Annotated in this window: 18 protein-coding genes and 1 other RNA gene; 12 read left to right on the forward strand and 7 right to left on the reverse strand. The window is 56.4% G+C overall.

Features of this window, described 5'->3' with window-relative positions; translation table 11 throughout:
• Window positions 1-251: 251 nt before the first annotated feature.
• The 4 genes from E1H13_RS22460 to E1H13_RS22475 form a co-directional block, all read right to left on the reverse strand.
• Window positions 252-1,574 (reverse strand): four-carbon acid sugar kinase family protein, encoded by a 1,323-nt coding sequence (locus tag E1H13_RS22460; protein ID WP_169616902.1) that lies wholly within the window; start codon window positions 1,572-1,574, stop codon window positions 252-254.
• 93 nt (window positions 1,575-1,667) lie between these two features.
• Entirely contained in the window at window positions 1,668-2,255 is a 588-nt protein-coding gene (locus tag E1H13_RS22465; RefSeq protein WP_278002538.1) for a glycoside hydrolase family protein, read from the reverse strand.
• A 269-nt stretch (window positions 2,256-2,524) separates the two neighbouring features.
• The gene (locus E1H13_RS22470) at window positions 2,525-2,716 is read right to left on the reverse strand and encodes a hypothetical protein (protein ID WP_169616904.1); all 192 of its coding nucleotides are present in this window, start codon (window positions 2,714-2,716) and stop codon (window positions 2,525-2,527) included.
• Window positions 2,717-2,873: 157 nt separating this feature from the next.
• Window positions 2,874-3,443 (reverse strand): prepilin-type N-terminal cleavage/methylation domain-containing protein, encoded by a 570-nt coding sequence (locus tag E1H13_RS22475; protein WP_169616906.1) that lies wholly within the window; start codon window positions 3,441-3,443, stop codon window positions 2,874-2,876.
• 348 nt (window positions 3,444-3,791) lie between these two features.
• Here E1H13_RS22475 and E1H13_RS22480 point away from each other — a divergent pair, with 348 nt between their 5' ends.
• The 6 genes from E1H13_RS22480 (at window position 3,792) to E1H13_RS22505 (ending at window position 10,248) form a co-directional block, all read left to right on the forward strand.
• Complete coding sequence (locus E1H13_RS22480) at window positions 3,792-4,901, forward strand: S-(hydroxymethyl)glutathione dehydrogenase/class III alcohol dehydrogenase (protein WP_169616909.1); 1,110 nt, start codon at window positions 3,792-3,794, stop codon at window positions 4,899-4,901.
• A 14-nt stretch (window positions 4,902-4,915) separates the two neighbouring features.
• The gene (gene fghA, locus E1H13_RS22485; protein WP_169616912.1) at window positions 4,916-5,767 is read left to right on the forward strand and encodes an S-formylglutathione hydrolase; all 852 of its coding nucleotides are present in this window, start codon (window positions 4,916-4,918) and stop codon (window positions 5,765-5,767) included.
• An 81-nt stretch (window positions 5,768-5,848) separates the two neighbouring features.
• Entirely contained in the window at window positions 5,849-6,361 is a 513-nt protein-coding gene (locus tag E1H13_RS22490; RefSeq protein ID WP_169616914.1) for a DUF4168 domain-containing protein, read from the forward strand.
• Window positions 6,362-6,635: 274 nt separating this feature from the next.
• Complete coding sequence (locus E1H13_RS27490) at window positions 6,636-9,572, forward strand: SUMF1/EgtB/PvdO family nonheme iron enzyme (RefSeq protein ID WP_240966794.1); 2,937 nt, start codon at window positions 6,636-6,638, stop codon at window positions 9,570-9,572.
• Window positions 9,573-9,778: 206 nt separating this feature from the next.
• Window positions 9,779-9,979, forward strand: a complete 201-nt coding sequence (locus E1H13_RS22500) for a hypothetical protein (RefSeq protein ID WP_169616916.1) — start codon at window positions 9,779-9,781, stop codon at window positions 9,977-9,979.
• A 2-nt stretch (window positions 9,980-9,981) separates the two neighbouring features.
• The gene (locus E1H13_RS22505) at window positions 9,982-10,248 is read left to right on the forward strand and encodes a type II toxin-antitoxin system RelE/ParE family toxin (protein ID WP_169616918.1); all 267 of its coding nucleotides are present in this window, start codon (window positions 9,982-9,984) and stop codon (window positions 10,246-10,248) included.
• Between the two features lie 107 nt (window positions 10,249-10,355).
• Here E1H13_RS22505 and E1H13_RS22510 read toward each other — a convergent pair whose 3' ends face one another.
• The 3 genes from E1H13_RS22510 to recO form a co-directional block, all read right to left on the reverse strand.
• Window positions 10,356-11,516 (reverse strand): glycosyltransferase family 4 protein, encoded by a 1,161-nt coding sequence (locus tag E1H13_RS22510; protein WP_169616920.1) that lies wholly within the window; start codon window positions 11,514-11,516, stop codon window positions 10,356-10,358.
• A 63-nt stretch (window positions 11,517-11,579) separates the two neighbouring features.
• Window positions 11,580-13,016: an MFS transporter gene (locus E1H13_RS22515; protein WP_169616940.1), complete on the reverse strand. Its 1,437-nt coding sequence runs from the start codon at window positions 13,014-13,016 to the stop codon at window positions 11,580-11,582.
• Between the two features lie 113 nt (window positions 13,017-13,129).
• Window positions 13,130-13,978 carry a DNA repair protein RecO gene (gene recO / locus E1H13_RS22520; protein WP_169616921.1) on the reverse strand — a complete coding sequence of 283 codons (849 nt, stop codon included), beginning with the start codon at window positions 13,976-13,978 and terminating at the stop codon, window positions 13,130-13,132.
• A 170-nt stretch (window positions 13,979-14,148) separates the two neighbouring features.
• Between recO and E1H13_RS22525 the strand changes: the two genes are divergently transcribed.
• From E1H13_RS22525 to E1H13_RS22550, 6 genes are all read left to right on the forward strand, one after another.
• On the forward strand, window positions 14,149-16,440 hold the full coding sequence (locus tag E1H13_RS22525) for a GAF domain-containing hybrid sensor histidine kinase/response regulator (protein ID WP_206070865.1): 2,292 nt from the start codon (window positions 14,149-14,151) through the stop codon (window positions 16,438-16,440).
• A gap of 60 nt (window positions 16,441-16,500) precedes the next feature.
• Window positions 16,501-16,924, forward strand: an RNA gene (rnpB, locus tag E1H13_RS22530) — RNase P RNA component class A.
• Window positions 16,925-16,953: 29 nt separating this feature from the next.
• Window positions 16,954-17,685 (forward strand): ribonuclease III, encoded by a 732-nt coding sequence (gene rnc, locus E1H13_RS22535; protein WP_169616923.1) that lies wholly within the window; start codon window positions 16,954-16,956, stop codon window positions 17,683-17,685.
• The gene (locus tag E1H13_RS22540; protein ID WP_240966796.1) at window positions 17,660-18,724 is read left to right on the forward strand and encodes a Gfo/Idh/MocA family oxidoreductase; all 1,065 of its coding nucleotides are present in this window, start codon (window positions 17,660-17,662) and stop codon (window positions 18,722-18,724) included. Before rnc ends, E1H13_RS22540 begins: the two co-directional genes overlap by 26 nt.
• A 369-nt stretch (window positions 18,725-19,093) precedes the next feature.
• Window positions 19,094-19,447, forward strand: a complete 354-nt coding sequence (locus tag E1H13_RS22545) for a hypothetical protein (protein WP_169616925.1) — start codon at window positions 19,094-19,096, stop codon at window positions 19,445-19,447.
• Window positions 19,448-19,496: 49 nt separating this feature from the next.
• Window positions 19,497-20,135, forward strand: a complete 639-nt coding sequence (locus E1H13_RS22550) for a hypothetical protein (protein WP_169616927.1) — start codon at window positions 19,497-19,499, stop codon at window positions 20,133-20,135.
• Window positions 20,136-20,604 lie beyond the last annotated feature (469 nt).

Below are 20,604 nucleotides of genomic sequence, written 5' to 3' on the forward strand. Positions count from 1 at the left end.
ACTCCCTATTTTTTGTCCTTCCTATTCTCTCAAAGCATTGTCCCCTGAAGCTTTGAGTCCCCTTGTCACCCGCTAAGGGCATGGTGATTGTGGAAGAAGGTCTGGCCGCTTGAACGCTGAATATAGGTTATCAACTCGGGGCTGTCTACCCGCAGTCAGCCGGTGGTGCAGTTGACTGCGGGTAGTGCCACCGCAGCCCGGCTTGGCATTTCGATGGGGGTGGCGGACAGTATTGCTGGACTTGGATGGAGTTACCGACCCGTGAGGCGATGGTACGCCAGGGCGAGGGCATTATCATCACCGACGTTGCCAGGAAACAGCACCACCGGCAACTGTGGAAACTGGGCATGGTCAGCGGGGGTGCGAACCACAGACACACCGGGCAAAATCTGCCCCAGTAGCCGAGCCGTCCGTAGGGCTAGCCCCTGGCTGAGGGTGTCATTGGAGGTAATGCCCCCCTTACTAATCAGAAAGCCAATATCCGGGGGCAACCCCCGCACCACATCCATCAGCAAGGAAGACACCTCAACCCCAAAGTCGAGGCGGGCTTGGATGCTATCGAAGGTGAGTTCTTCGCGGCTGGTGTAGACCACAGGCACCTGGCCCTGGTGATGAGCTGTCACCGCTTGTTGCAGAATTTTGGCTAACAGGGAGGCGTGGGCCGCCGCGCCTTGATCGCGCAGTTGGGCCACATCCACTTCGATACCCGTTACCCCTGGCTCTTGCAGTAACCGCTGGAGTTGCTGGGTGGTTTTTTTGACATGGGAGCCGACGATGATCGCCCCTGGTTTACCCTGGGGCACATAGCGGCTCATGTGGTCGGCATCGATGGGTTGGGGCGGTAGGGCCGCTAAGGCAGTCAGGATACTGGCGGCGCTGCGAAACAAGAAGCGTTTCCCCCGGGCCGCCGCCGTCAGCAACTCCTGGGCAAACTGGTTTAAGTCGGCCTGGGTTTCGCCATCAACGGCACAGCACACATTCCCCGTCAGGCCCATTAGCCGTTCTAGGGAGCCCCCCCGCATATCGTCGAGGGTAAACCGTTCGACAGCCTGGGCAGGAATGCGGCCAGCGGTTTTTTCGGCCACATAGTCGGGCAGGTAACTGGTCCTGTAACCAAACACCGAATCGTTAGCAAATTCAGTCTCATGCACCGGAGTAGGCACCCCATCCACCATCAAGTAATGGCGGCTGTCGCGGGTGATGCGCCCCCCTTCAAAAAAGGCCGGCACCAGAAAGTGGGCATCAAAGGGACCCAGGATATCGGCAATGGCGTCGGTTTCAATCGGGTAGTGACCCCGTAGGGTGGAGTCTGAGCGACTAATGACCAGAAAATCTTGGATGCCCTCTAGGGCGATCGCCTGCTTCAGATTTTCACACACCTGGCGGGTCACCTGTTCGGCCTGTTCTGGGCTGAGGGCGCGGGTGTTGGTCAGCACAAAAAAGATCGGCGACTCGTCTCGCAGCCCCTGCCGTAGGGTATCTACGTCCCATTGCATGAGCAGCAGGCAACTATGCACTGTTTGGGAGCCGGTGGGGTCATCATCTAATACGATAATTTTAGGCTGAGCCGTCATCACGAGTCTCAATAGGTCTGACAGACATTACTATGGCCCATATTGGATCGCAGGGGAAGCATGCCGATTAGCCGACCCAGTGGTCCATTATGGTCAATGATCTGCGGTTGGCACGGCACTGGACGGCGCATTTTCCAGTTCCTCTTCCAGCAGGTTCTGGTAAATGCGGGGCAGGCGACTGGTCATACTATTAGACTCGATGCCGTAGCCCAGGCTGGTCCAGGTGCCCGACAGGCGCCGCAGCACATCGTCGAGGCGCCCTTCTCGCAGGGCCGCTGGAATATCATACCCCCAGGCAGCGGTGTCTCGCAGCCAGTGGTAAACCACAAGATCTTGAGACTCAGGATCAAAGCTGTATTCTCCCCAGACCTCAAACCAGGCGGGCGGGTCGGGATGATATTGCGCCGCTTTTTCTTTCCAGGTTTTGGTTAAAAACTGGTAGCGCCCAGCGGCGGTGGTGCAGTTGCCCTGGTTGGGGCCAGCCACAATCTCTACACAAATATCAGGATGGCGGCTGAGCTCCGGGATGATATCCCCCCCGTACAAAATACCGTAGGGCTCACTGGTGTTGGACTCTGCCGCTGAAATGGTACGCATCAGCGCCCGAATGTAGGGATCTCCCCCCTCCATGGCCAGGGGTTTGGGATGACTGACCCAGACGGTTTCCTGAATTTGTCGCAAAGACCCACTGGGTAAAGTCTGGACTGTGAGCCAGGTGGCGCCGAATAGCAGCAACAGGGTCAGGGGAATGGATCCCCCTTTGTTGCGCTTAATGCGCCGCCGCTTAAGCCGCTTTTTCGGCTGCTGGGATGACGACTCAGAAGGAAGTGAAGTCACAGGTTAGGGAACGAACAATGCCATGGCTCATAGTAGCGCATTATTCTCTGACAGTATTTCATAATCCCAGCTGAGTAGGGATGCCCAAAGGCCAGGGAAGGGCACCATGGCGACTAGACGGGGTTACATTTACCAGCGCGGATCAACCCGACTCGACGGGCGATCGCGTCATCTTGGGTGGCATAGGGCCCCCACATTGGCAACTTAGCTTGCAGCTGCTCTCGGCTGATTTTGACAGCGGGTAAGACCTGGCAGGTACCATCTTCGGCCTGAACGATATACCAGCCTTCAGCTCCATCAGCCATGGTTTCTTTTTGTCCTACGTGAAAACTAATACGCCCAATCCATTAAACTCTGTATCTGCCTCAAGTCAAGCTTTAAGTGGCCAGTTTGCGAGCGGCTTGGTACGGTGGCGGCGTAGGGTAGGCCAAGCTTGCGTGCCCATCAACCCCGTAAAATAGGTTAATAGCAATGACGTTTGCCGTTTGGCCTTTTGTGTCCCTGCCCTTTACGTAACGCCCCCAGCACCGTGGAAACCACCACACAACGATGGGTGAGTCGGTTCGCTGATGGCACCGTTAGGGTGACTGTACCCTGTTGCCGAATCGCCTTAGAGCGGAGGTTGCCATACATATCAAATTGGACGTAGCGAACTCCCTTAGAAGGGGTAAGAGTGTTGTCAATATCAGCTAAAACCACCCCCTCAATCAACGGATTCCAGAGGGTCACCTGGGCTGGGGTAATCGAGCGAGGATGATTAGCCCACTCAACGGTGCCATTGCGCTGCCGAATGCTAAACTGCTGCTCTTGCCGCTTTTGCATGGCTTCAGCTTGGGTAGCCCGGATCGCCTGATACACCATGTCCCGACTGGCATTGATTTTGCGCTGATTCAAAAACCCTAAAAAACCAGGCACCGCGATCGCGGCAATAATCCCCACAATCGCAGCCACAATTAAAGCTTCCAATAAAGTAAATCCAGCGGCATGGGAATGCGATCGCGGACCAGACGTTCCCCGAGAAAACTGTGTCATTTTGTATGATGCTGAACCCTGACTGGGTTAACTTGCCCTTGTTTTGCCCTGGGTTATTGGCCCCCTAGACCCTAATCCGCAATCTGGCGTAATAGCCATGGTCCAACGACCTGTCCGTTGGCGTCCTACTGTAAGGTCAACACCCAGTGCCCTGCGGCATAAATCGGCCAACCATACCTGACACCCAACACCTGACACCCAACACCCGACACCCTCAGAAAAATAGCGCTATTCATCTATAGACCCTAAGAAAATCCAAGGAAATCCCAGAGACATGACTTGATCGCCTACACTCGGCACAGTTAATCGTTGACCTTGCCGGTCAGCCGCTGCCAGGAGACAGAGCCTATGGATGTTAAAGCCGCTGTTGCCCATGCCGCTGGGCAACCCCTCACCATCGAGACTATTCAACTGGATGGCCCCAGGGCAGGGGAGGTGCTGGTGGAAATTAAGGCCACTGGCATTTGTCATACGGATGCCTACACCCTGTCAGGCCAAGATCCTGAAGGGCTGTTCCCAGCGGTGCTGGGCCATGAAGGGGCTGGAGTAGTGGCCGAAGTCGGGCCAGGGGTAACCAGCCTCAAGCCTGGGGATCATGTGATTCCGCTCTATGTGCCGGAGTGTCGCCAGTGCGAGTACTGCTTGAGCTTTAAGACCAACCTCTGCCAGGCGATTCGGGTCACCCAGGGCCAGGGGCTGATGCCCGACGGCAGCAGCCGATTGTCCCTAGGGGGCGAATCTTTGTTCCACTACATGGGCACCTCCACCTTTGCCAATTACACCGTGGTGCCCGAAATTGCCCTGGCCAAAATTCGATCAGACGCCCCCTTCGAGAAAGTTTGCTATATCGGCTGCGGCGTCACCACTGGCATTGGGGCCGTGATCAACACGGCCAAGGTAGAACCGGGGGCCAACGTGGTGGTGTTTGGCCTGGGCGGCATTGGCTTGAATGTGATTCAGGGCTGCCGGATGGTGGGGGCCGACAAAATCATCGGGGTTGACATTAACCCCAGCAAGCGGGCGATCGCCGAAAAATTTGGCATGACCCACTTTGTCAATCCCAAAGAGGTGGACGGCGATCTGGTGCCCTACCTGGTGGACTTGACCGGAGGCGGGGCCGACTACAGCTTTGAATGCGTCGGCAATGTCAACCTGATGCGCCAGGCCCTGGAATGCTGCCATAAAGGCTGGGGCATGAGTGTGATTGTGGGGGTGGCGGCGGCCGGGAAAGAAATCAGTACTCGCCCCTTTCAGTTGGTGACTGGGCGGGTGTGGAAGGGTACAGCCTTTGGCGGGGCCAGGGGCCGCACCGATGTACCCAAAATTGTCGACTGGTACATGGATGGCAAAATCAATATCGATGACCTGATTACCAACGTGATGCCGCTGGAGCAGATCAATACCGCCTTTGACCTGATGCACGAGGGGGTGGGCATCCGCAGCGTAGTGACCTTTTAGGAATAACCTTAGGGATGACTTCTGGTTTAAATTTGCGAAAACAGCACACCTGCTTTGGCGGTACCGTGGGCTACTATAGCCACCCCTCTAGGGAATGCCGTTGCGACATGGCCTTTGCCGTCTACGTCCCCCCCCAGGCCCAGGCCGGCCCGGTGCCGGTGCTGTACTACCTGTCTGGGCTGACTTGCACAGAAGATAACTTTACTGTCAAAGCTGGGGCCCAGCGGTATGCGGCTGAACACGGCCTGATGTTAGTGGCCCCCGACACTAGCCCCCGGGGGGCTGCCGTCCCTGACGACCCTGACGCCTGGGATTTTGGCATGGGGGCCGGGTTTTATCTGGATGCCACCGAGCCCCCCTGGAACCAGCATTACCGGATGTACAGCTATGTGGTCTCCGAGTTGCCCCAGCTGATTGCTGAACATTTTGCCGTGCAGCCCGATCGCCAGGGGATTTTTGGCCACTCCATGGGGGGGCATGGGGCGCTGGTGTGTGGCCTGCGCCATCCCGAGGTGTTTAAGTCGATATCGGCCTTTGCGCCGATCGCCGCCCCTAGCCAGTGCCCCTGGGGCCAAAAGGCGTTTAGCGGCTATTTGGGAGCTGATCCAGCTACCTGGGCCGCCTATGATGCCACGGCGTTGGTCAAAGATCATGGGCGGCGCGATCGCCCCATCCTGATTGACCAGGGCAGCGCTGATTCGTTCTTAGCCCAGCAGCAGCTAAGGTCCGACCTGTTTGAGGCCGCTTGCCAGCAAGCCGGGCAACCCTTAACCTTGCGAATGCAGGCTGGCTATGACCATAGCTATTTCTTTATGGCCTCGTTTATGGCTGACCACATCCAGCATCATGCTTCTATGCTGAAATGAAGACGGCTGAGATGAAGACGGCTGAGATGAAGACGGCTGAAAATTAAAGACCGCAGACAACAACCTAGGAGATTAAGAGCAATGGTAAACGTATTCGTCGCGATCGCGCTACTGGTGGTGTCGCTGGTGATCACTGGCCCCGCCTCGGCCATGGCTAGCGCTTCCATGACTGGGGCCTCGCTCACCAGCCCGGCGATGACAGAGGCATATCTGGTGGCCCAGGCCCCAGAATTTAGTGCCGATACCATTGCTAAGTTTGCCAAGGCCTACCAGTCAATTCAGGTGCTGCGGCTCAAGGCTGAATCAGAAATGGCCGATGCGGTAGAAGCCGCAGGGCTGACCGTAGAGGAGTTTAACGCGATCGCCGAACGTCAGATCGAAGCCGGAGCCGATAGCGTCGCCGAAGCGGCCGACAATCCCAAATTTAAGTCAGCGGTGGATGCGATTATCGCCATTCGCCAGGAGGCTGAAGCCAAAATGGAAGGGGCGATCGTGGTGGCTGGTCTCGCGATCGAAGACTTTAACCAGATTCTGGAACAGTCCGCCGATGACGCCGACTTGCAACGGCGCATCAGCAATCAACTCACCCGATAATAGGCTGTCAAGCTAGACGTGACGGGGCAACCGGGCCTGCGGTTCACGGCCTACGGTAAACGGTACACGGCTTGCCTTAAACCGCTTACCATTAACCGTGAACCCTAAGTCAAATATCTCGTCATTATTTTTCTGACAGACCACTAACAAGGCATCCCCAGCAGCGTACCCCGTCCCAGGCTGGTGGGTCCGGGGTACACTGGGGTGAACTTTTCCATCCCCCGACATTGCCATGGGCTACCGGCACTGGTCTTTGACTTTCCCACCAGCGTGTTTGGGCGCAGTTCTCTGGTTGGCCGCTCAAGCCTCAGTCCTGGCTCGCCCCCCAGCCCCGATCATCCCATCGCCCAGCCCTGGCACCTCAGTCACCCTCAGCCAAAACCAGGGACAGGCTAGTCCTGCCCCTGGGGCCAGTCCGCTACAAACCTGGCCGCAACAGCATTCGGCCTTTGTGAATGGGGCACTCACAGTAGTAATCTTGGTGCTGGCCTACGGTGGCGTGTTGCTGGTCAAGCCCCGTTGGTTGCTCTGGCTGCCAGGCAAGCTGAAAATTCCCAATACACCCATCGACCTGCCCATCGGGCTGCTGCTCTGGCTAAAATATCAGCCCAGGGTGCTCGACGCCTGGGTGGCCGATCATCTGCTGGCGGTGCGGAAAGATTTCTGCAAAAAAGGCACCGTCAAAGACCGGAGCATCCACATTCCCATCCAAATTCAGCTCGATGGCCAGCTAGTGGATGAGCTTACCCCAGCTCTATTGCGGCCTGGGTTTAGTCGCTCCCCGGCTACCCTGCTGCTGGTGGGGGAAGGGGGCGTCGGCAAAACTAGCTTTGCCTGCCAAATTGCCCGCTGGGGCCTGGGCCTGGTAGACACCAACGACCCCAGCCCCCAAGCCCTGTGCAAGCAGGCCATGCTGCCTGTGCTGATCGAGCAAGAACTCGACAATACCCCCCTCCGCATCGCCATTCGTGACCAGTTGCCCCGCAACCCCGACGGCACCTTTATCGCCGACGACCTGCTAGATGCCCTGCTACGCCAGCGGCGAGTACTGGTGATTCTCGACCATGTCTCAGAAATGAGCGATGGCACCTACAACCAGATGAAACAGGCCCTAGAGGCAACGCCGATCAACGCCCTGATCATCACCTCCCGGCTAAAGGAAAAGAACCTGGGCCGCCCTAGCTACGACCTGCTACAGCCCCAAAAAATTGAAGGGGGCAAGCTCTCCCGGTTCATTGAGCCCTATCTGGAAGCCCAGGGTCAAAAAGACCTGTTTGAAGACGACACCGAGTTTTATCGCACCTGCACCCGCCTATCGAGCATGATGGCGGCTACCCTGCAAAGTGCCACGGCTCTGCTGGTGCGGATGTATGTGGACCAGGTGATTGAAGCTGGAGGACTAAAAACCGCCCAACTGCCAGACAACATCCCCGCTCTAATGCTGAGCTATCTGCGTTGGCTCAACCGACCGGAACAGGTGGATGCCAGCCAGCGGCACGACAACGATCAAGTACAACAAGATGCCAAACGCGTGGCCTGGGAGTGCCTGAAGCACACTTACCGCCCCACCGACGCCAAACGCCCCGACGTCCTGGCTGCCCTGGGGGCAACAGAACCGGGGTCGGCCACAGAGGCCGCCAAAGCTCGGCTAACCTATCTGGAAAAGCCCCTGGGCCTGGTGCAACAGGAACCCGCCGTAAAAATTGTGCTTGACCCGGTGGCCGAATACCTGGCCGCCCTACACGTCACCGAATTTTGCCAGCAGGCAGAGCCCACAGAACGCTGGCAGCAGTTTTTTGAAACCCTGACAGCGGACGATGAAACCCTGGCCGCCATGCGTGGCTTTTTGTTGGCGGTGCGCAACTGCGCCGAGGCCGAACGCCCCTTGCCAGAGCCGGTGCTACCTTGCCTCAATGAAGTTGCCGCTCTCGATTCCGACGCTCTAGAGCAGGCCCGCCGCCGCCAACGGGTCAACAAACTGATCGACGAACTCTACGACAGCGAAGACAAATACCTGGAACAGGCCATCCACAACCTGCGCGACGAGGGCCACTACGCCCAACGGGCCATTCCCGACCTGCTCAAGCTGCTCTCCTCGCCCCAGCGAGAGCCTACCCTGCGCACCGAAGCGCTGACGGCACTGATGCAGATTCAGCCCGACCAGACTGCCCTGGGCCAATTGCTGCAGGACCTGTTAGCTAACCGGGGCGATGCCTCTGAAGTCAGGGTGGCGGCCATTAAAGGGTTATTACAGATCGGCGACAGGGTAGATGGCCTGGTACCCCTGTTGCAAGGTTATTTTGACGACACCAGCGATGTTGGCACCGTGCGGGTGCAGGCGGGGGAAGGGCTGCGGAAGCTGGGCGTGTTACAGCAGCTTTTGGTGGTGCAGGTGTTTGACCTCTACACCCACCAGATCCAGTTGGTAGAGCCGCCCAAAACCCACATCCTCAAGCTTTCAGAAGATGTGGAGCTGACCCTGGTGTATATCCCTGGCGGTCAATTTTTAATGGGCTCACCCGAGGGCGAGGGCTATAGCGATGAGTATCCTCAACATGAGGTGACGATTGAAGAGTTTTGGCTGGGCCAGTGCCCCGTCACCCAATCTCAGTATGAGGCGGTGGTAGGCAGTAACCCAGCCACCTTTAGGCTTGGGGGCAATCATCCGGTGGAAACTGTAAATTGGCACGCTGCCGTGGCCTTTTGCCAGCGCCTGAGCGAGCTAACGGAGCTGGAGTTTCGCCTGCCCAGTGAGGCCGAGTGGGAGTACGCCTGCCGAGCAGGGACCACCACCCCGTTCCATTTTGGCCCGACGATTACTACTGACTTGGCCAACTATCGAGGCACCGACTGGGACTACGGTGGTCAAATCCTCAGCGGCTCCTATGGCCCCGGCCCAAAGGGCATCTTTCGAGAGCAAACGACGCCTGTGGGGCAGTTTCCGCCCAATGCCTTTGGCCTGTACGACATGCACGGCAATGTGTGGGAGTGGTGCGCCGATCACTATCACGACAACTATGAGGGTGCGCCAAATAATAATGCTCCATGGCTTTCTAGTGATAAACGGAACGATCGGCTGTTGCGCGGTGGCTCTTGGAGCAACCCTCCACAGAACTGCCGATCGTTCGTTCGTAACTACGACTCCCCGGACTACCGCAACAACTATTTCGGGTTCCGTGTTGTTGGTTCGGCTGCCAGGGCTCTTTTGTAGCCCTTTACTCTATAGTACTCTTGCACTATTCACTATCTTCTTTTCTCTCTTTGGCGCGTAGCGCCTCGATTTTTTTTCGTTTTTGGGCCCCCCAAAGTGGTTGACCTGACGGTGGGGTGCTTTTTGCAAAAAAAGCACCCCACCATTTCGGTACACGTAGAAGAGAGATATGAACTATCCTAAACTCAATGAATCAAATTACCCCTATGCAACTAACCCTAGACGATGCCAAAACAAAGGAGTTGCTTACAGAGGTTTTGGTTGAGTTGATGCAACAGAAGCGCAGCGTTTTCTACGAGCTCATCCTCGACGCCTTAGAAGAGGTAGGGTTGGCCAATGCCATTCTTGAGGGGGAAGACTCTGAGTTTGTCCAGGAAGATGACATTCGAGCTTTGCTGGAGCGCTAGGGGTGGAGGTCAGGTTTAAGGCTAGCTTCAAGCGCGATATCAAGCGCATTCAAGCTCAATCGGTTTTAGTCGGTATTGGTCAAGCTATAGACAGCGTGAAAGCTGCCGATACCCTTGGAGAGGTAAGAAATCTATCTAAACTCAAAGGATACAAAGACTTTTACAGAATTCGAGTAGGGGCTTACAGGCTTGGGCTCAAAGTTGTTGGTCAGGAGGCTACCTTCGTCAGAGCATTGCCTCGTAAAGATATCTATCGGTTTTTCCCCTAGTGGTCTGTCAATCCTAAAAGCGCTCTAGCCCTTGTTCTACCTACGCGCAGCCATGCACCGATAGGTAAAGAGGCCATTGGCACCCTATTTTCTGACGCGCCTCTAACTCATCCCAAACCGGGGCTGACCGCCAGATGCTGTTGGGTCTTGACTTCGCTGTACAGCCCCTCCAGGCTCGAAATATTGGCCGCCAACGTATAGCGTTGTAGCACCCGAGCCCGGGCTTTGTGGCCCAGCAACTGACTAATTTCCGGGTGATCCCGCAGAATCGGCAGAATGGTGTGCAACTGGGACGACACCCGCTGGGTATCGATCACAATACCTGCCCCATCCGCCAACACCTCCCCGTCGGCCCCGGCGTCGGTGGCAATACAGGCGGCCCCACAGGCCATGGCTTCTAGCAGCGACAGGGAAAGCCCCTCCACAAACGAGGGCAAAATGAACCCATCCGCCGCCCGCAGAATGTCGATGCGGCGCTGCTCGTCGGACAGGTAGCCCAACCAGAGAATATCGTCATGGTCGCCATAGAACAATTTCAGGGACGCTTCCAGGGGGCCGCTGCCCATAATCACCAACTTACACTGGGGACCCATATCCGCCTGGCGCCAGCCCCGTAACAGCGCTTCCACATTTTTTTCTGGGGAAATCCGCCCCTGGTACACAAACAGGCGCTCCGCCCCAAGCTCGGCTTTGACCGCAGACGGGCCGGGGGTATAGCGGCGGGTATCAACCCCATTGGGAATCACCACCACCGTGGTTTCAGGCACCCCCAGTTTGATCAGCAGATCGCGCTGCAAGTTAGAAAACACAATCACCCGGTGATAGTTGGCCAAACACGGGGCATAGAGCTGATAGGTCAGGTGCTGGGTACCCGAGGTAATGCTGCGCACCCGGCGATCGAAGGCGGGGTGAAAGGTGGCCACCAGGGGCAGGTTCAGCTCGGCACAAATTTCGGGCAGGCGAAAGTCTAGGGGGGAGAGGGTCAGCGATGCATGCACTAAATCGGGCTGAAGCCGCTGTAGGGCTTCAATCAGTAGTTTGCCTGACTTGAGGGACGGAATTGTCAGGATCTGCGACTTAAACAGGAAGGGCAGGGACACCTCAGGACAGTCAGGGGCATCTTCATCGGCAGTAGCCGGGTCATGGGGCTGAGCGAAGTGCAAAAATGTAACCTGATACCCCCGCTCCAGCAGTACGTTGGTAATTTCCCGTCCGTAGGTGACGTTGCCGCAAAACGGAGATTTCTTGCCAAGCCAAGCGATATGCATTCCATCCAGGGGGTATACGAGCCAAATCAGACTCTGCTTTGGGTTTTAGCCCAACTATGGAGGTTACCTCAGAGCTGTATCGGCAATATACCAGGTTACTACTCCCCCTAAGCCAACAAACACCCCTAAGCCAATGAAAACATTGCTGAGACCAAAGCGGGCTTCAATCACACTGGCTAGGGCCAAAGGCAGGCTGAGGGCAATGTTGATTAAGTTATTTTGCAGACCAAATACTTTACCCCGCATCACCTCAGGAGTTCTTTCTTGAATCAGCGTTTGCATCGGAATGCCAATTAAGGCCCCACATAACCCTAGGATGGCGATACAGGCCATCGAAGCCCATAGTTGCTGGGTCGTCCAGGCCAGGGCAACCAGGCAGATGGCCATTCCCAGTGCCCCCCCCAGGCTGAGGTAGCGCTTGGGGAAGCGGAGACCAAAGTTACCAACCATCACCGCTCCTAGCCCTAGCCCCAGCCCGCCAGCCGCCAGTAGAAAGCCAAATTGTGATGCTTTAATGGCTGGGATGATTTCTGCCAGACGCACAGCGAGTACCGCTAGGGCGGCAAAGACAGACGATAGCAGCACTAACTGAATGATCGCCACCCTGACCTGGGCCTGCTGCCCCAAATAACCCAATCCATCTTTGATATCACGCCACAGGTCAGAAATTTGCTTGGACTGCGACAGGGTTTCTTTGCCAGGGGCCATGGCCATCAGACAAACCCCAGCCAATAGATAACTTAGCCCCACCAAGATAGCCGGTCCATTATCGGCAAAGCCTAAGGCAGACATCAGGTGATCGGCCAGGGCTAGCAGGGGTTCTCCCACGGCAAACCCCACAATCACCGAGGCCATCATCGTGGTGGTGTATAGGGAATTGGCGGATAGGAGGTTGCCTTCCTCGACAATTAATGGAATCATGGCTTGCTCTGCCGGGGCAAAAAACTGGGTTAGGGTGGAGGTTAAAAAGGTGACCGCTAGCAGTAACCAAAAGGCCACCGGTAGCCCAGCCACTGTGCCCCAACTAAGGGTTGCCCAAATGCCCAGGGGCAGCAGAATGACCAGCAGACCCCGCAGCAGGTTAGACAGCACCAGCACCGGTTGCTTGCGCCAGCGATCGACAAAGACCCCGGCTAATGCCCCAAACAACACCGCAGGGATGGTAAAGGCAATCATCACCGCTGCCACCCAACCACTGATGGTTTGCCCTGGAGCTTCAAACCGCGTCGAAATAATGGCGATCATCAAAACGAGATAGACCTTATCCGCCAGTTGAGAAAAGAGTTGGCCGACCCACAGGGTCAAAAAGTTACGGTTTTGTAAAATAGCCCGAAATCCCTCTCCAGTTGTAGCCTCTGAATCTGGGTGGGGGCGATCGCTTGAGTCATGGGGGGGTAGATGTTGATCAGCGTCGACAGGCAGGTTAGTGTCCTCTGATTCACCAGTGGGGTGCCCATTGACAGCATCAGCACTCGTATTGGGCTCAAACTCTCGCAGCATAAGGGAAGACAACGTACGGAACAACCTAAATCAGGTGACAACCCAGGCTTAGTTAGACCCAGAGTCAGCCACTGAATCATCGTCGGGGCAAGCCTAGAATGGACGTGCCCCATTTAAACAGTAGCAAAACACACATCTACCAAGGCTGCAGAGCGAATCGGTCGCTCAAAGTAGTCCTGAGCATATTGTCTCAGAAGCCGCTCAATTCGGAACCAAGGTTCTTGGTTTTTTGCGATATTGGGGTTTGGCTGGGCCGGATAAACCGGCAGAGTACTGATTAGATCTGGCTTACTGAGTTGCTGCAAAAGGGCCACATCCATGGCTGTGAGCCAGAGCGGTAACCGAGGACCAGACTGGGCTGGGCCATAGCGTTCACCAGGTTGTTTGACCCGGCTGCTGGCAGCCGGCAACACCAGACCTCCCGATACCGAGCTAAATTCAACCCTCCAGGCTGGATCGAGGAGGTCAGGCACAATCTCTGCCTGGCTGACACAGCAGCGGTGTACTTCGGGGGCCACCCCCGCCAACGCCAGCAGGTGGTACAACCCATGGCAAAGGGCTGCCAGCAGTGCCGATTGAGGGCTGGTTTCCAATCGTTCTAAATGTTCCACAAATAAGTAGAACAGGTCCCCCTGGGGGGAGTCACTCAGGGCTGTGAGCAGCGCCACCTCAGCCAGGTACTGACTGGTCGTCAGTCGCCCTAGGTGTTGGCTTAGTTTGGGGAATGTGCGAAGAGTCTCGGCTTGTACCAGTTTATCCAGGCGTTTGCCTTTGACAATCAAGCAGTCGTTAATCACAAATAGGTCGCTTCGCCCCCCTAGCTTTGACTGATGCTTGCGGGAGCCTGGGGCCACAGCCCTAACCACGCCAAGATCAGGGGTGAGGATGGTTAACAGGCGATCGGTTTCCCCCAAGGGCACGGCTTTGAGGTTGATGCCGGTCGTTTTATAGGTGCGGCTCATAGACGCTGAAATCTGAAGGAACTCTAGCGTAAATCGATAGCCCGCCAATGGAAAGCTACCATGGGAATCGGTGAAAACGTAGGATGTCAAACCATTGGCTTATTGGTTCGTTGCGACCCACAGCCCCCTGATGATGCCAAGCGGGGTAAGCATTACCCGAGCAGTTACCTATGCCTAGAGTCTTGTCTGACGGTGGTGGACAGGTAATGCCCCAGGCTATGTTGGCCTGTCTAGGGCCGTTTTTAGTTCGCTATAGCCAACGCCATCAATTACAGTTACTGACAGCCCAAGAGATACCCTGGGGTTCTGGTGAGCTATTTTGGTGCTTGCTGGGTTCCGAGCTATCGCTACTGGTGATAGCGGTGCCTGAGCCTGACCGTACCGATCAGTTTACGGTGGAGTTGACCACCCAAGTCAGGGCGATCGCCCAGTTTTTTGACCACCTGGCCCAGCAGCCCCAGCTCAGCCCAGCCCAGCAGCAACGGCTATGGCAATTCGCCCAAAACTTGCGCCCCACCACAGAGGCCGCCCAAGCGCAGTTTATGCTGGCTTGGTTAGAGGTCGGGATGATGGCTAACCAGGCGGCCAGTTGTCAGCCCGTGCAAGCTAAATTAGACAAGCAATTAGAGCGCAACCTGCTACTGAATCAGGTCGTTACTAAAATTCAGGAAAGCCTAGATCTGGCGGTGATTTTACAGACTACCGTGGCGGAGGTGCGGCAGTTTTTACAGGCTGACCGTCTTTTAATTTATCAGTTTGATCTAAGCCAGTCTGACCAGGCCCAGCCGATGGGGCCTCTAGATGACGCTGCGGTTATCCCTGAGACCACGGTGTCCTCCCCTTTAGCCAATAGCGGCTACATTACCTATGAATCGCGCTCCAGTGACCAACTGACCTCGGTGTTGCACTATACCGAGGGGATCTGTTTCCAGCACCATGACGACTATCGCTCGGAACACCGCCACCGCTACCTGCAGGGAGAAACCCTTGCCATCGATGACATTGGCCAAACCTATGCTCAGGTGCCCTGCATGCTAGGGTTTTTGCGCCAGGTGCAGGTGCAGTCAAAGGCGGTGGCTCCGATTTTGGTGGGGCAGAAGCTGTGGGGCCTGCTGATTGTGCATCAGTGTGCCTACCAACGCCCCTGGGAATCCTGGGAAATGGAGTTTTTGCAGCACATTGCCGAACACCTGGCGATCGCCATTAACCAGGCCCAACTCTACCACCGGTTACAGATGCAGACCCAAAACCTGGAATCTTGCGTGGTAGAGCGTACCCAAGACCTGCGGGATGCCCTGGCAGCAGCCCAGTCAGCCAATCGGGCCAAAAGTGAGTTTTTGGCCACCATGAGTCACGAACTGCGCACCCCCTTGACCTACATCATTGGCATGTCCGCCACCCTGCTGCGCTGGTCCATTGGCGATTTAAGCGATCGCCAACGGGACTACCTGAATACCATTCACACCAGTGGCGAACACCTGCTCAGCCTAATCAACGACATCCTGGAGGTCTCTAAAATTGAATCGGGGCGCACCGTCCTAGAGGTACGGGAATTTTCCCTCACCTCCCTGAGTCGCCAGAGCATGGATGCCTTTCGGCCGGATGCCTCCCGCAATGGGATTGATGTTTTCCTAGACGTCAAACTACCCCCTGGGCAAGATCTGTTTGTGGCAGATCCCCGGCGAGTGCGGCAAATTTTAACCAACCTGCTCAGTAATGCGGTTAAATTCACCCCTGCCGAGGGCAAAGTCACCCTGCGGGTACGCCGGGAGCAAAATGTAGCGGTATTTCAGGTGGAAGATACGGGAATTGGCATCCCTGCGGCGGCCCAATCGCTGCTATTCGAGAAGTTTCAGCAATTGGAAAATGTCCGCCAGCGAGAGTACCAGGGCACCGGCTTGGGGCTAGCCCTGACCAAACAACTGGTGGAACTCCACGGAGGCGCGATTAAGGTGACATCAGAGGTAGGGGTGGGGTCTGTCTTCACCGTTAGAATTCCGCCCCAACGGTTAGCCAATTCAGTCGGTGTGCAAGCCTTGGAGCAGGGAGTCACCCCTGAACCGATTGTGGGCCGTATTGTCTTAGTTGAAGACAACGAAGAAAGCGCCAGTGTAATTTGCGATATGCTCACCGCCGCCGACTACCAGGTGATTTGGATTATTGATGGAGCCCGGGTTTTAGATCAAGTAGAACTATTACAACCTGCCGCCGTCATCACCAATGTCAGCCTGGCTAGTGCCGATGGCTACGACATCATTGACGATCTACGCCATTCCGTAGGCACCCTGGGGGTCAAAATCATTGCTTTGCTGGATGCCGATGATCGAAAAGAAGCGGAGCGCGCCCTGGCGGCAGGGGCTAGCGGCATTTTGACCAAACCGATCGATCCTCAGCAATTGCTAGCCCGGGTCAACGCGGTGATGGCCTCGCAAATTTTATCGGACACCACCCTACGACAGTAGGCTCAGCAGTCCCCCGCCTCCCCTGGACCGTAGGCCCTGGGGTATACTAAGACATAGGAGGGAGGTGGCGCAGGCGGTTGCGGATAGATCTTGGTCTAACCTTGGTCTATCTGAGGAAAGTCCGGGCTCCCGAAAGACCAGACTTGCTGGGTAACGCCCAGTGCGGGTGACCGTGAGGAGAGTGCCACAGAAACATACCGCCGATGGAAAGGACGCAGGCATAAGGCGGAAAACGCTTTCGTCATTATGTTCTTCATCCTGTCACAGGTAAGGGTGCAAGGGTGCGGTAAGAGCGCACCAGCAGCATCGAGAGGTGCTGGCTCGGTAAACCCCGGTCGGGTGCAAGGTCAAAGGGGCAAGGGTTGGTCTTTTTCCTGCCCCGCTGTAAGGTACCGCATGAGGCGGCTGGTAACAGTCGTCCCAGATAGATAACCGCCCCCCCGGTGACGGGGGAACAGAACCCGGCTTATGTCCACCTCCCTCCCAATTTTTAGTTTGCCCTGAGAGTTGCCCGTGCCTGAGATTCATCCGTCACGCTTGCGAGACTTGCAGCGATGTTTGCAACAACTTGGGCTACCGACGGGGACAACGGTCCAGTGGGAACGTCTGGACCAAGCCCTGACTCACAAATCAGCAGATCCGACCTATAACTACGAATCCCTTGAGTTTCTGGGCGATGCGGTGTTGCGGCTAGGGGCTACCGAATGTTTGCAGGGGATGTATCCCCAGGCATCGGTAGGGGAATTGTCGGCCCTGCGGTCGGTGCTGATCAGCGATCGCACCCTAGGGCAATTAGCCGATCAGCTGGGACTGGGGAATTATGTGATCATGGCCAATCCGGCCAAGCCGGGGGCGCGAGTCATGGCCGATGCCCTAGAAGCCGTGGTGGCGGCCTTGTACCAGGAAACCCATTCCCTAGCCCTAGTGCGCCCTTGGTTGGATCCTCATCTGCAGCGGTTAGCTACTGAGGTACGGCAAGATCCAACCCGACAAAACTATAAGGTGGCCGTCCAAGAACTGACCCAAGCCCACGCCCGCACCCTACCGGAATACCGCATTACCGAGGCCAGGGCCAAGGAAGATGGCTCCCATACCTATCAGGCCGAGGTCTGGTTCCAGGGGCGCTGCTGGGGTAGGGGGCAAGCCTCTACCAAAAAACAGGCGGAACAGGCCGCTGCCGCAGCGGCCTACGGCGATCTGATCCAACATGTTAAGCCCCATGACCCCGCTGCAGCGGCCTGTTAATCTAGCCATCTTGGGGATCGGGCGGTGGGGTTCCCAGCTGTTGCGTAATTGTTTGGCCCTCCCCCAGGCTCGGGTGGTGGCGATCGCCGATCCTGACCCACAACCACTGCAGCGGTGGGGTCAGCTAGGGATGCTACCAGCCACCGTCGGTTGCTACACCGACTGGCAACAGGCCATGGCCATCCCAGGGCTAGACGCCGTGGTGATTGCTACCCCCGCCAGCACCCACGACCGTTTAATCCGCACCGCCCTAGCGCACCGATACCATGTGCTCAGTACCAAACCCCTGACCCCAGAACTGGCGAGTAGTCAAGCTCTCTGCCACCTGGCGGCAGCCCAGGGATGTCAGTTGGTGGTTGATCATACCTATTTATTTCATCCCGCCGTACAACAGGGGTACGAGATCTGCCACCAGGGGCTACTGGGTCCCCTGCGCTATGCCCAAGCCAGCCGCACCCAGCTTGGCCCCATTCGCGACGATGTGGATGTATTTTGGGATCTGGCCATTCACGACCTGTCGATTTTATGGCACTGGCTAGGGCGCTGGCCCACCAGGGTAACCGCCTGGGGTACAGCGTGGCACCAACCCCAACCCCAGCCGGGGTTTCCTACGGGCTTGCGAGATGTGGGTTGGGTGCGGCTGGCCTATGAGGATGGATTCCAGGCCACAGTCCACAGTAGCTGGGTTACCCCTGACCGACAGCGACGTCTGGTCTTGGTGGGGGACCAGGGCACCCTAGTGTTTGAGGAGGGGCACGCCCAACCCGCACTAACCCTGCACTCAGGCGAAGGAGCAACGGCTCCAACCGACGTCAGGTCTCTGCCCAGCCAAATCATTCCGTTAGCCCCGATGGAACCCTTAAGTCAGCTCTGTCGCCACTTTCTGGCTTGTGTGACCAGGAACACCGCGTCAACCCTTTCGCCCGGTTGGTTAGCCGCAGATTTGGTCTATCTTTTGCAGGCGATCGCCCAGTCGACCGACACCGGTCAACCCGTCGCCATTGACCCCTGCAACCTCAACATCAGCCCCAGGAGGTAGATTAGATTATCTCCCCAAGGGGATAGGTTGGGTGAAAGTTCCGCCTATTCTAAAGATAACCCTTGGGGTTAACGCTAGCCTGATTCCGAATACGCAGACATTGTTTTGATTTGGGTCTCTATGGGCTGATCAGCAGAGTCAGCGTTTAGATTTGATAAATCAATAATAAGTTCTCTTGGTTGCCCAGGTGCTTCGGGCTATAGATAGAGAGTCTTAGGTTAACTCCAGCGGGAGAAGGCCGTTTTCCTGCAGGTCGTTATTTCGGCGAGGTCGTTATTTCGGCGTAAGCCTCAGCGACGTTGTCTCAATCGTCACTGTGCACTCATGGGTTCCTGACTGTTTGTTTGTCGCCCTCACAGGACTGTCATCATGTACAAATTAATCTGGTTTATAGTCGCCGCTGCGATCGGTGTCAGCGGTGCGCCTTTTAGCGCGATCGCTAGTTCTGCCTCCACAACTGACCAAGAATTGCCGATCGCTGAGGTTACCAGCCGCGATCGCCACAGCCCCGAGAGTCTCAATCGGGTTGCCGAAACGATGAATCGTCGTTTGAAAGCCCCTGGGGAGACCACCCCCACCATTACCGATGCGCTGCAATCCTCCTTTCTAGATGACCTACTAGATGGTCTGCTGGATGAGCAAGGAGAGCTTAACTTACCCATGGGGCTAACCGTCTACGACGCCATGGGCACCACTTCGGTTGGCGTCGGCACCGAGTTTTAGCCTGTCTCCCAGGTATACTGACCTGGGAGAGATACTAGGACACAAAACTTTGGGCGTCGATCTGCGAAGCTACGTATTTATAGACAGTTTGCAACCCCAGCATGCCGCCTATATGGGCACCGTGTCGCTGGGGTTTTTGCCGCTACCGGGTGATGCCTCCCTGTGGATTGAAATTTCCCCCGGCATTGAAATCAACCGGATTTTAGACATTGGCCTCAAGTCAGCGGTAGTCCGCCCCGGCACTCTGATTGTGGAACGGCTCTATGGTCTGCTGGAAATCCACGCTAGCAACCAGGGGGAAGTGCACGCAGCAGGCGGAGCGATGCTGGATGCCCTAGGGGTGAGCTATCGGGAACGGTTGAAACCTAGGGTAATTTCCAGTCAAGTGATCCGCAACCTCGACCCGCACCATGTGCAGCTGATCAACCGTAACCGGCGGGGCAACATGATTGTGGCTGGCCAGACGCTTTATGTATTTGAGGTAGAACCCGCCGCCTATGCCTCCTTAGCGGCCAACGAAGCCGAGAAGGCAGCGTTGATTAATATTCTGCAAATTAGCTCGGTAGGCAGCTTTGGTCGCCTCTACCTAGGGGGCGAAGAGCGGGATATTTTAGCGGCGAAGGAGGCTGTCATCGCCGCCATGGAAGCGGTGCCAGGCCGATCTATGCTCACCCAGCGCAACGAGTAACCGGCCCTACACCACCTCATCACCCATTGCTTGACAAAAAGCGGTGCATTGCGGCTCCAGGTTGACCGCCAATGCACCCTACGATTTCAACAATCCAAAATCCAAAATCCAAAATCTCCCCACCTCCCCAATTCCTCGCCAGGGCGGACACACTGGTCCGCCCCTACGTTTCTGAAGAACGAAAAACGAACAGGGAAGAGCCCAAAATCTAAAGCTCCATCCACCCACCTCCCCATCTCCCCACCTCCCAATCCCATCACGTCCCAACGAATCCCCTATGTCTCAACTCCTTGCAACGGTGCATTACGGCCAACCCAGAGTCACCGCCCACAGTATTGATTAACCTGCGGCCTAGTGCACCCTACGGCTCCCCCATCTCCCCCATCATCCCCACCCCATCACCCATCACCCTACCCTGCGGGAAGTCGCTCCGCGTCTACCACCCATCCACCCATCCACCCATCCACCC

It is taken from the genome of Nodosilinea sp. P-1105, from assembly GCF_012911975.1.
Lineage (GTDB): Bacteria > Cyanobacteriota > Cyanobacteriia > Phormidesmidales > Phormidesmidaceae > Nodosilinea.

Bases quoted from the DNA above. Each gene is read 5' to 3' on its own strand.
- E1H13_RS22460 (WP_169616902.1), bottom strand. From the start codon at position 1,574: ATGACGGCTCAGCCTAAAATTATCGTATTAGATGATGACCCCACCGGC.
- E1H13_RS22470 (WP_169616904.1), bottom strand. From the start codon at position 2,716: ATGGCTGATGGAGCTGAAGGCTGGTATATCGTTCAGGCCGAAGATGGT.
- E1H13_RS22475 (WP_169616906.1), bottom strand. From the start codon at position 3,443: ATGACACAGTTTTCTCGGGGAACGTCTGGTCCGCGATCGCATTCCCAT.
- E1H13_RS22480 (WP_169616909.1), top strand. From the start codon at position 3,792: ATGGATGTTAAAGCCGCTGTTGCCCATGCCGCTGGGCAACCCCTCACC.
- fghA (WP_169616912.1), top strand. From the start codon at position 4,916: ATGACTTCTGGTTTAAATTTGCGAAAACAGCACACCTGCTTTGGCGGT.
- E1H13_RS22490 (WP_169616914.1), top strand. From the start codon at position 5,849: ATGGTAAACGTATTCGTCGCGATCGCGCTACTGGTGGTGTCGCTGGTG.
- E1H13_RS22500 (WP_169616916.1), top strand. From the start codon at position 9,779: ATGCAACTAACCCTAGACGATGCCAAAACAAAGGAGTTGCTTACAGAG.
- E1H13_RS22510 (WP_169616920.1), bottom strand. From the start codon at position 11,516: ATGCATATCGCTTGGCTTGGCAAGAAATCTCCGTTTTGCGGCAACGTC.
- E1H13_RS22515 (WP_169616940.1), bottom strand. From the start codon at position 13,016: ATGCTGCGAGAGTTTGAGCCCAATACGAGTGCTGATGCTGTCAATGGG.
- recO (WP_169616921.1), bottom strand. From the start codon at position 13,978: ATGAGCCGCACCTATAAAACGACCGGCATCAACCTCAAAGCCGTGCCC.
- E1H13_RS22525 (WP_206070865.1), top strand. From the start codon at position 14,149: ATGCCTAGAGTCTTGTCTGACGGTGGTGGACAGGTAATGCCCCAGGCT.
- E1H13_RS22540 (WP_240966796.1), top strand. From the start codon at position 17,660: ATGACCCCGCTGCAGCGGCCTGTTAATCTAGCCATCTTGGGGATCGGG.
- E1H13_RS22545 (WP_169616925.1), top strand. From the start codon at position 19,094: ATGTACAAATTAATCTGGTTTATAGTCGCCGCTGCGATCGGTGTCAGC.